We start from the raw sequence: 10213 nt of genomic DNA, 5'->3' as shown, positions 1-10213 counted from the left end.
GCGCAAGCAATGCCATACCTGGCAAGCGCGTCGGCAGGGCCGATGCCCGACAGCATGAGCAGTTTCGGCGAGATGAGGGCGCCGGACGAGACAATCACGTCGGCATCCGCATAACTGGTACGCTCGGCGCCCGATGCGTCGGAGTAAACGACGCCCGTGACCCGCCCGTTTTCGATCAGCAGCCGACTGACAGTGCAATTGAGTTTCAGCGTCAGCTTAGGATCATTCGTCAGAGGCTCGATGAAAGCGTAGGCGGCGCTGCTTCGCTTTCCGCGCCGGTTCATGAACTGGTAGAAGCCGACGCCGCGCTGCGACGGGCCGTTGAAATCATGGTTGTACGGGAGTCCCAGTCCTTGGACCGCCTGGACGAACCATCGCGAAACATCATCGATGTGGCCGGGATCCGAGACCAGCAGCGGACCTTCGCTGCCATGCAGTTCGCCGCCGAGCCGATTGTTTCCCTCCATCCCGGTGAAGTGCGGCAGCACCGCCTGCCAGTTCCAGCGTACGCCGGCATTGTTGCCGCGCAGCATCTCGTCCCACTCGTCGTAATCAGCCGAGCGGCCTCTCATATAGACCTGGGCGTTGACCGAGGTGCCGCCACCCAGCACGTTGCCTTGCGAGATTTCATGGACGCGGCCGTCTAGGTGGGCTTGCGGCTCTGTGCGGTGATAGCGCATGAATTTCGAGCCGTTGATCATCTTGAAGATGCCGGGAGGCATGTCGAGCAGGGGGTGATGGTGGGAATGGCCGGCCTCCAGCAACAGGGTTCGCCTCCCTGCTTTGACCAGCCTTGCCGCCGCGACGCATCCGGCTGCCCCGCCGCCCACCACGATATGGTCAAAGGACTGCGTCATGCCTCAGGCGCCTCACGGCTTTCGAATGTACCGCGCACATACTCCCAGGCCGCCGAAAGGTGGTTGAGCAGCGCCCGCTCGGCGCCATCGGGATCGCGCTCGATGATGGCCATGCAGATTTCCCGGTGGCTGAGGAAATTCACGCGGTTCCGTTCGGGCGATCGGGGCATGCGCATCCACTGCGGCGAAAGCCACGCGGTGAATGCCTTGTGCACCACAGGCAGCACCGGGTTTCGGGCGATATCGTAAAGCGCGGCATGAAAAGCCACGTCGGTTGCGTAGAAATTCTGCGAGTCCGGAATAGCCGCCTCGTTCATGGCCAGGGCGGCCCCGAGTGCTGCGATGTCTTCCTTGCGGGCATGGATGGCCGCGTTGCGTGCCAGGGACGCCTCGAGGAAGACGCGCACGTCATAGAGGTTCTTCACGCCTGCCTGGTCGCTCAGCAGATGGCCGACAATGCCCTCAAGCGCGCCGAGCGCGGCATCCAGGCCCGGCCTGCGCGCAACTGGCCTGAAGCGTGGACGGGCTTCCACCAAGCCGCGGCTGGCCAGGCGCGCAATCGCCTCACGCACAACGCCCCGGCCCACGCCATACGCGATCATAAGTTCGCGCTCGGCCGGCAGGTAGCTGCCGTCGCCAATCCGTCCGGACGTGATGTCGGCCTCGATTCCAGCCACCATCGCGTCGGCCGCCCGGGCGGCGAGAATTGCCGCGGGCATCTCAGGACGGTCTCCCAATTCCAGCAAGCTTTCATCCTCCCAGCGGTGACCCATTAAAAAGTAAATCGGACCAAAGCACAAGCGCGTTGACTGTTTTGTCGGACCAAATCGGAGGCCATGGTCCACCAGTTCTCTGGAAAGCCGCAGCTTATGTGGATGAAATGAGCAGAGTGGTTGCCAGTTGGCAAGCTTGGTGCAATTATGGTCCGACGAAAAGCTCGATGGAAGCAGCATGAACGGCACCGAGATCAAGGAGGTCGAGACCCGGCTATTCCGGGTCCCGCTGCGTGAGGTGATGACCGATGCCAAGCACGGCGCGCACACACATTTCGAGCTGGTGACCGTCACGTTGAGGCTTGCCGATGGCAGCGAGGGCACCGGATACACCTACACCGGCGGCAAGGGCGGCTATGCTATCAAGGCAATGATCGAGCACGACCTGGCGCCCTTCCTGCGGGGACGCGACGCGACCGGGATCGAGACGCTCTATGACGGCATGCTCTGGCACATCCACTATGTCGGACGAGGTGGCGTCGCATCCTTCGCGATATCGGCGGTCGACATTGCGTTGTGGGATATCAAGGGTCGGCGCAGTGGCCTGCCGCTGTGGCAGATGGCTGGTGCGGCAGGGAAGACCGCCAAGGCCTATCGGGGCGGCATCGACCTAAACTTAACCCTCGATCAGCTCCTGGCCAGCATCGATTCTTATATAAAGGCCGGCTTCACGGCGGTGAAGATCAAAGTCGGCAAGGACGACCTTGCGGAGGATGTGGCCCGGGTGAAGGCAGTCCGCGAGCGCATTGGGCCCGATACCATCTTTATGGTTGACGCCAACTATGCGCTGACCGTCCCGCGAGCGATCGAGGCAGCGAGAGCATTCGCGCCCTACGATCTGCTGTGGTTCGAGGAGCCCATCATACCCGACGATTATGAAGGTTACGCCAGCATTGCCAAGGCAACTGGGATGCCCCTGGCCATGGGAGAAAACCTGCATGTCATCGAGGAGTTCGAGCATGCCTTTGCATGGTCGAAGCTCGGCTACATCCAACCTGACGCCTCCAACTGCGGCGGTGTCACAGGCTGGCTGCGCGTGGCAGCGCTCTCACGCAGGGCTGGCATTCCGGTCTGCAGTCACGGAATGCAGGAACTTCATGTCAGCCTCGTTGCAGGCCAGACAAATGCCGGCTGGGTAGAGGCGCATAGTTTCGATATTGACCAATACACCGCTGAGCCGCTTAGACTTCAGAATGGTTTGGCGCTTGCACCCGACGGACCTGGCGTGGGCGTTGTCTTCGATTGGCAGAAACTGGCGGCGTTCACGACTAGCGCCCCCTGAATGAGCGCCAGTTCTGAACTTGATGAACGAGATGATGGTCCTGCGGGAGTGGAATCGGAATTGCGAACGGAGCAGTGCTGGGTCTCCAGGCGGTAATCACCGACCTGTTACACCGGCGTCGCTGATGGCTGATTTCCAGCCCCTGAGCGCAGTCTGGTGAGCCCTGAATGGACTCGCTCAATCTCAGCGCGCCCGGGCAATGCCGGGGAGGGCGTCTGCGTCCGGTGGCAAGGCCTCTCTCGGGGCTGGCTGTTCTGCTGCAGGCGACGGTGGTGGACCCGGTTCGGCCCGTTCCTCGGCGATCAGCCGGGCGCCGCGTTCATAGGTGAGATAGCGCCACAGCCATTGGATCGAGACCTGGACTCGGTGTTGAAAACCGACGAGCAGGTAAACATGGATGATCGCCCAAGCGGACCAGGCGAACCAGCCTTTCAATTTCAGCCTGCCGGACTCGAACACGGCAGCATGGCGGCCGACGATCGCCGTGTTGCCTCGATTTCTGAAGACAAAAGCCGGGAGATCCTCGCCAGTATCTGTCCGGCGTGCCAGGGCCTTGCCGAGGTGCTCGCCCTGCTGCTTGGCCACCTGGGCAAGACCCGGCAGTGGCTGGCCGTTCTCGTCGAGGAACAGCGCGACATCGCCAAGCGCGAAGATGTCGGAACGGCCCATTACCTGCAGGTCGGATCCGACCTTCACCCGGCCGCCGCGGTCTAGCCCGACACCAAGCTGGGCCGCCAGCGGCGAAGCCGCCACTCCGGCGGCCCAGAGCGTCAAGGCTACCGGGATGACCTTGCCGCCGACGGTGATCTTCTGTGCTTCGATGGCCTCGACGCGACTGTCGAGCGCGACGTCGACGCCCAGGCTTTCGAGGCGCAGACGTGCATATTCGGAAAGCTCCGGAGCGAAGCCGGCGAGCAGACGGTTGCCGGCTTCGACAAGTATGATCTTTGTCTTCTCTGGCCGGATGTTGCGGAAGTCGCGTGCCAGCGTGTGCCGGCTGAGTTCTGCGATGGAGCCCGCCAGTTCCACGCCGGTCGGGCCGCCGCCGATGATGGCGATCGTCATCAGCCGTGATTGCTCGACTGGATCGGTTGTCCGTTCCGCATGCTCAAACGACAGCAGCAGCCGTGACCGTATCGTGCGGGCGTCCTCGATGCTCTTCAAGCCCGGACAAACCCGAGCCCAGCTCTCCTGGCTGAAGTAGAATGGCTGCGAGCCCGTTGCCAAGACCAGCAGGTCATAGGGAACCGTGGTCCCATCGGCCAGAACCAGTATCCTGGCCTCGGTGTCGATCTTGGCGACATTGCCGAAGAGGACCTGAACAGAGGGATAGCGGCCCAGTATCTTGCGGATTGGCTCGGCGATGTCAGGCGCCGACAAGGCGGCTGTTGCAACCTGATATAGCAGGGGCTGGAACAGGTGGTGATTGTGGCGGTCGATGATCGTGACCCCGATCTCCGCCCCGCCGAGCGCCTTGGCTACCTCCAGACCGGCAAACCCTCCGCCGACCACCACGATGCGGGGTATCATACTTCTGCTGTGGCTACCCTCGATGTTCCGTTGGATGGCGCGTTGCATGATTGCTACTCCCCAGTCCGGTTCCGCAGGTCATAAGCTTGAAGGAATGCCTCGTTGCTGGATGGGACGACTGACATCCCAGCTCGAAAGACGATGACGGAAGTGGCGGCACCGTTGAAGAGCGGGCCAGCACCCGCAGCCAGTCCTGCAAGCAGGACGATGCTGGTCAGAGCCGCCGAGGCACCTGCCGGTCCACCGCGGTTGGGCAGCACCAGCACCAACAGCAGCGGCACGATTCCGAAGATGACCAGCCACCAAATATCCCAGGCGAGCGGCATGTCGCTGTTCATCTTGATCCGATGCAGGCCGAGCAGCCAATGGAACACAATGGCGTCCACCAGATGCCAGACGCCGAACCCGATGAAGGCCAGCCGAAGGATCTCGGTCGTCGTTACGGCCCGCCTGCCTGCTGCCCTCGCCGCCACCAGCAGCACCGTGCCGGCAACGGCGAACACGTACATGAACAAGTGGAAGAGGCCGTCGGCCATGATCTGGAAGCGCAGGTCGGAACCCGCCGGGTCGGCGAGGCCCGAGAGAAGATGATGCCATTGCAGAATCTGGTGCAGGACGATGCCGTCGAAGAAACCGCCCAGCGCGAAGCCGAGCAGAAGCCAGCCGACTCTCGTTCTCGGATCGAGTTTCGCGGTGATGGTGTCCATATCAGGACGACTCCGCCGAAACCGGAGAGCCAAGTCTGGTTAGCAGCTCCAGGTGCATCGCCCTGTCCGGCGTCGGGTCGTGGAGATCATGACGGGCCTCGATCCAGAAGGCGGTAATCAGCCCGCCGACCACTGTCGTCAGAACCAAAGTCCCAGCAATGATTGCCAGCATGGATGTCGACCCTTCAACCGCGGGCACGCCGCGCCCGACCCGAACCTTGGCTTCTGCCGTATGTTCCCTCGCGTCGGGCGTTCTGGGGAGGAACAATCAACTTACATCATGGTTCGGATGCCCTGTTGGGGGATGGCTGAAGCGGAGAACATTCATGAGTGAATATTCGGCGGCGGCTCCGAGCAGCCGCGACGACCACAAGCCGCGGGGCATCACCCGCTGGCTGTTTTCGACAACATGATCTGAGGGTTCACGTGCTGAGCTCCGGCGATGCCTTCGATCTTGCGATGCGACGTCCGGCAGGGGGTCCGGGAGCCTCGCCGCGTCAAAGCTGATGCGGTGGCGCGACGACAGCAAGGAAGACACGGCCTCCGCCGCCCCCCTCGCGAAGTCGTCGAGGTGACAGACTCGTCGCGTGGGCAAACAGCCTCGTCCCAACGGGCACCAGCGCTCGATCATGCTCGGCCAACGAAGAAAAGGGGTGCCGCTTCAAGACGCAGAATGCGCGTGTCGTTGAAATGCAATCGGAGGTGAAGAAGATCATGGGCCGCGGCCGGCTGCGACGAGCAATCGAGGATCGCTTCAGTTCGGCGGCCGGAGCTCTCTTGGGATTCATCATCGATCCTGATTGGGTCTTCCCTTAGCATTTTGACTGCCTCGTCCTTGCTGAGGCCGCAGTTGTGCGCAAAGTAGGTCGCTTCAATCGCCTTTTCACGATCCGCCGTGGATTCTGTGTGCTGTTTGGGTTTTTTGCCCATCATTCTCTACCTTGCATGCCACCGAACCGTCACAGTGCTGTGTTGTTCCCATGACATCGGTTCTGCTGACCTGCCGAGGCGCGGTTGCCTGATGTGCTCGACAAACGATATCCGCAACGCGCGAATGTCGTGACTTCAATGGTTTGACAGTAAAAGAGCCCGCGCCGTGGGAGGGGCCGGCGCGGGCGATCGGGTGACCGATCTTGCAGCGCGGGTCGACCGCTGCACGCCCCGAACTGTGCTTGCGGGAATTTGTTCCAGGTGCATTGCTCCGCGTCGGCGTCGCGGGTTTATGCAGGGGATGCGCTTGGCATTTCGCTTCGGACCCCGTCCAGACCTTGGATCTGTCTCTGCAAATGTGAGTGAACGTTCACTGTAAGTAGGTGGTCACGCGTGAGTGAATGGCGAACGCGAGCGGGTGATCTGATGCTATCGCATCGTTTCCACCTGCAGTCGTATGCAGAGCCTTAGCAGTTTTTAGCCGCATTCCTGACCTCGATGAACAGGGTCGAGAAGGTGCAGTCCATCACCGAAGATGTAGTCCGTGCAGATTCGGAATGTCGCCGGTCACGAAGAATGATGTGATCTGCCGCTTACCCTCGCCGGTGTGCTTGGTGGAGCCGACCAGGCCGTCGATAAGGACAAACGAATGCGAGGGCCGGTCGCCTCACGGACAAGGTCATGATTGGCCTGGAATTCCTTCTCCTGGATCGGGATGCCTTTCAGGACCGCCAGATCGGTCTCCCGGAGCTCAGAGATTTTCTACAGCTTGCGAAGACACGTATCCAGGTCTGCCCTTTTGTCCCCAACCTCACCCCCGGACTCGGGAGGGCGTCGCAACCGGAGCGTGGCAGCAAAGGAATCCGGCGGATACCTGCCTCGGAACAGATCATCGACGATCCTGTTGGGGCAGGAAACCGAAATCATTCCAAATGTGAAGGCAGGACAACAGACGAAGGGAAACCGAAGATGTCGAAGTCTTCCGACCGCACCGTACCCGGCGAAGGCAAGATCGAAACCGGCCCGAAAACATCTCCGCAACAGGATCCGGTGGAGGGATCTCGCGAGACAATCGATCGCGAACTCGAGCGGACAGATGACGAATATAGTTCCGACGAGGCGGAACGCTCGCGCCGAGACGTGCAAAAAAAGGTGGCGGAAGAGACCGAGCTGCCGGAACGCGGCTCGGCATAAGGATTGCCGGCACGTGCCAGGCAGAGACATGGAAGGTTCCATCCGAGGCCGTATCGCTGCTTTTTCGTGCTGCCTTCAACGCACCACACAAACCCGTGCGCGGTGCGCGGCGGTGATCCCAAGACGGCCAGGCTATCTTCGATGCCAGAGCTTGATTGTCGAGACCAACCACCCATGGCGTGGTCGCCTGGCGACGCGGCCTATCGCCGATCACACCTCGCCAGCGATCTCGGCAACTCTGTCAGGCTGCGCCGGCCCCTAGCTGCGAGCGGGCGAAGTCGCGGGCTGCGGAAGTGCCTCTGGGAAAGCCGCTGCGATCGCCATAGTCGCGCGGCCTGTTCCCGCTGCGAGCGTGGCGCGCGGACACGCCCTTCGCACCGATGATGCCGAGCAATGTGATGCCGGCGACCATGGCACGCGCGAGGCCCACATTGTCGCTTGGGACTGTCATGCCGATAGGCTGTCAACAATGTCGCGATGTCCAGCCCTCGCCAGCGACCCGGCTCCACAGCCCGGCCTGCTTGTCCACTGAAAGTGAGAGTATGCCGCTGCTTATTTCCCGCGCCCCAAAAGCACGGAGCAGATCTTCCTTGCCGCTCATGCCGAGGCACCGGCAATCCGCTCGGCGCCGACCAGATCGACGACACCCAGCGCGATGCTGAACCAGGCTCGTCATCCGGCTGTTCATGCCACATCACCTGGGGAAGTCGCTCTTGTCGGTCTGTTGGGCGCAGGTCGGGCAGGCGTGAAAACGGCTATGGCGCAGCTTAGGTGGGCCAAGGTCAACGAGCCTCGTCATTGCCTTCTCGCGAGGGCCACCAACGGCGGTGCTCGGCGCGTCTGCGAGGGTCGCGCACCTCAACTCGACGACATTAACCCGGACGCGCATGCTGATCCGACTGGAGCAGGGCGAGGGACGTTGCGACCGCGACGCCATGCTCTCGATCGTTTGGAACTGCTGCGGCTGAAATCCTGAGCCCGCCACCGGCCGACTGTAGCGCGAAACGGCTGCCAAACGAGCGATGTCCGGGCCTTCAAGGCCTCTTCTATTCCGGCCAAGCCGGCCCGGAGCCCGCATTCAGTCACATCCCTTGGACTTGGGTGCAGAGTTGCTGCATCGAGGCCATTTGAGCAGCCGAGTTTGCGCCCGAACCCGTGTTGGTGCTGGCAGTCTTATCACCAGCTGTGTCCGAGGATCCCGACGTGCCGGTGGTCGTACCCGAGCCGATACTGTTGCTAGCCGTGGTGTTGCTGCCGGTCGAACCCGAGGATCCCGACGTGCCGGTGGTTGTACCCGAACCAGTGCTGTTGCTAGCCGTGCTGTTACTGCCGGTCGAACCCGAGCTGCCTGATGTGCCGGTCGTTGTGCCAGAGCCAGTGCCGTTACTGGCCGTCATTCTCGAGCAGTCGGAGCGAACCTGTGCCTGCTGTTCAGAGCTCAGCGAAGACCAGTTCCGGCGGATCTCATCCTGCGACAGAAGTCTTCCCGAATTGGCGTCGCTGAAGAATGAGCCGGAGAGCTTGCTGTCCCAACCGCTCGGGATACCGCTTTGGCCGGAGCCGGACGTAGAACTCATACCCGAACCGGCCGATGAGCCGGACGTTCCGTTTGTGCCGCTGGATGTTCCCGACGACTGTGCGAAGGCTGCGGTGGCGAGACAGAGAGAGATTGCTGTTGCTGTCAAAATCTTACGTTTCATGTGAGTCTCCATTAGTGGGCGGCGCCCTTGTGGCGTCGCCCCCTAATCCAGAGGAAAGGCACTTGTTCCTGTATAGAGCGGAATTCAATGTCATGATCCTTGTGCACCAGTCCTGGGTCTCAAATGCGATGCCGGGGCGCTTCAACCACCAGCGAACCGCAGGCAAGGGCAAGACGCCCGCGATCGTGATCGCTGGGAATGGTATCGCTTTTGCCAAGGAGAAGAAGGTGGTGGTGAGTGACGCTGCGGACCTGTGCTCTACCAAGCACTCCGCCAAGAAGCCGGTGCCAGAGCTGGACTGCAGTTCGACTGGAACGGCCAAATTGCCGGCCGGTTCAACGCCGGAAAAACCACACCTCGGATAAACACCAATCCGTGGATGGAAAAAGACTTTCAGTGAAACGCGCGCTGGCGACGCTGCCTCTCGGGGAACATTGTCGCCTGGAAACACTTCGCACTGTCACATCAGTTCAACGTTCCCCTTTGGAACTGGCCCGCTGCCGAAAGGTGGCGGGCAGTTTAGCATCAGCTTGACGGCTTGATCGCCCACCACCTTTAGCGCCGGCCCAGCCCGGCCGGTTTTTTGTACATTAGCGGAACCTGAAAACTTGGCGGCTGGTTCTCAATCGACGTCGAGCCCCCTTCGCTTCTGGTCGAGGGCCGTAACCCTCGGCCGGGCGCGCATCGCTCCGCCAGTGGTGCTGGCCCACCTCGCTCTTCAAAGTTACAGTGGCTTTTGCGTTGGGTCGGCAGCCGTAGGCTTTGTCAACAAGGCAATTTTTCGCCGCAGCGCCGTCATATGCCTTTCGACCAGGCGCACGTGCTCGGCGTCGACGGTCACCATGGCCGGAGACTGGTGGTCGCCTTGTGGCTGACGGTCACCTTGTCGCCGTCGATGCGCGTGATCGGGCCGATCAATTCCATATGCTGCCAATCCAGCCTTCGAAGCCGAATCGACACAACCGAATGCGGGAAGTAGTCGTAAGAGGGGATCGTCACGCTTGATGGGATCGGGCGTCACCCGGCCGCGCACAGTCGCCGTGACGGCGACCTCGTCGCCAACTTTGAAATTACCTCGAGCCATGTCCAAGAGACAGGAGCAGCCGGCGATGGGGTCAAAATGAGCGGAACCTAATATGCGCGGGCGCCTTATCTGCTCATGAGCACGCGCGGCGCAGACTTTCTGCACAAGTGGATTTCGAACATGTCCCTAACACGGTCGGGACTGATACAACCTCTG

General features: G+C 61.5%; 11 protein-coding genes. 4 read left to right on the top strand and 7 right to left on the bottom strand.

The features are described from left to right. Together EN955_RS31445 and EN955_RS31440 are read right to left on the bottom strand one after the other, a co-directional pair. Positions 1-857 (bottom strand): GMC family oxidoreductase (locus EN955_RS31445; RefSeq protein WP_164769936.1); only part of this gene is annotated, 857 nt, incomplete at its 3' end. Further along, positions 854-1810, bottom strand: a complete 957-nt coding sequence (locus tag EN955_RS31440) for an FCD domain-containing protein (RefSeq protein ID WP_245265409.1) — start codon at positions 1808-1810, stop codon at positions 854-856. The genes EN955_RS31440 and EN955_RS31445, both read right to left, overlap by 4 nt. On the opposite strand from EN955_RS31440, the gene EN955_RS31435 reads away from it, so the two are divergent. Then, positions 1809-2912, top strand: a complete 1104-nt coding sequence (locus tag EN955_RS31435) for a mandelate racemase/muconate lactonizing enzyme family protein (RefSeq protein WP_013525264.1) — start codon at positions 1809-1811, stop codon at positions 2910-2912. The genes EN955_RS31440 and EN955_RS31435 overlap by 2 nt on opposite strands. A gap of 183 nt (positions 2913-3095) precedes the next feature. On the opposite strand, the gene EN955_RS31430 is transcribed toward EN955_RS31435, so the two are convergent. The 4 genes from EN955_RS31430 to EN955_RS31415 all read right to left on the bottom strand — a co-directional run bounded on the left by EN955_RS31430 (position 3096) and on the right by EN955_RS31415 (position 6082). Beyond that, positions 3096-4490, bottom strand: coding sequence for an NAD(P)/FAD-dependent oxidoreductase (locus EN955_RS31430; RefSeq protein WP_013525265.1), 1395 nt, complete (start codon positions 4488-4490; stop codon positions 3096-3098). 5 nt (positions 4491-4495) lie between these two features. Next, entirely contained in the window at positions 4496-5149 is a 654-nt protein-coding gene (locus EN955_RS31425; protein ID WP_024505435.1) for a DUF2243 domain-containing protein, read from the bottom strand. 1 nt (position 5150) lies between these two features. Further along, positions 5151-5321, bottom strand: a complete 171-nt coding sequence (locus EN955_RS31420) for a hypothetical protein (protein WP_013525040.1) — start codon at positions 5319-5321, stop codon at positions 5151-5153. Between the two features lie 455 nt (positions 5322-5776). Next, the gene (locus tag EN955_RS31415) at positions 5777-6082 is read right to left on the bottom strand and encodes a hypothetical protein (RefSeq protein WP_024505434.1); all 306 of its coding nucleotides are present in this window, start codon (positions 6080-6082) and stop codon (positions 5777-5779) included. Between the two features lie 678 nt (positions 6083-6760). Between EN955_RS31415 and EN955_RS34970 the strand changes: the two genes are divergently transcribed. After that, positions 6761-7273: a hypothetical protein gene (locus EN955_RS34970; RefSeq protein ID WP_155924996.1), complete on the top strand. Its 513-nt coding sequence runs from the start codon at positions 6761-6763 to the stop codon at positions 7271-7273. A 241-nt stretch (positions 7274-7514) separates the two neighbouring features. Here the strand turns inward: EN955_RS34970 and EN955_RS35725 are convergent, their stop codons facing one another. Continuing rightward, entirely contained in the window at positions 7515-7724 is a 210-nt protein-coding gene (locus EN955_RS35725) for a hypothetical protein (RefSeq protein ID WP_245265408.1), read from the bottom strand. A gap of 752 nt (positions 7725-8476) precedes the next feature. On the opposite strand from EN955_RS35725, the gene EN955_RS31395 reads away from it, so the two are divergent. Both EN955_RS31395 and EN955_RS31390 read left to right on the top strand, forming a co-directional pair. Then, positions 8477-8977 carry a periplasmic protein tonb gene (locus tag EN955_RS31395; protein WP_013525268.1) on the top strand — a complete coding sequence of 167 codons (501 nt, stop codon included), beginning with the start codon at positions 8477-8479 and terminating at the stop codon, positions 8975-8977. Between the two features lie 58 nt (positions 8978-9035). Next, the gene (locus EN955_RS31390) at positions 9036-9338 is read left to right on the top strand and encodes a hypothetical protein (RefSeq protein WP_024505431.1); all 303 of its coding nucleotides are present in this window, start codon (positions 9036-9038) and stop codon (positions 9336-9338) included. Positions 9339-10213 lie beyond the last annotated feature (875 nt).

The sequence above is a fragment of the Mesorhizobium sp. M7A.F.Ca.CA.001.04.2.1 genome (assembly GCF_003998485.1).
Classification (GTDB): Bacteria; Pseudomonadota; Alphaproteobacteria; order Rhizobiales; family Rhizobiaceae; genus Mesorhizobium; species Mesorhizobium ciceri.
The sequence above is the reverse complement of the archived record's forward strand: the minus strand, read 5'-3'. Positions and strand labels throughout refer to the sequence as shown.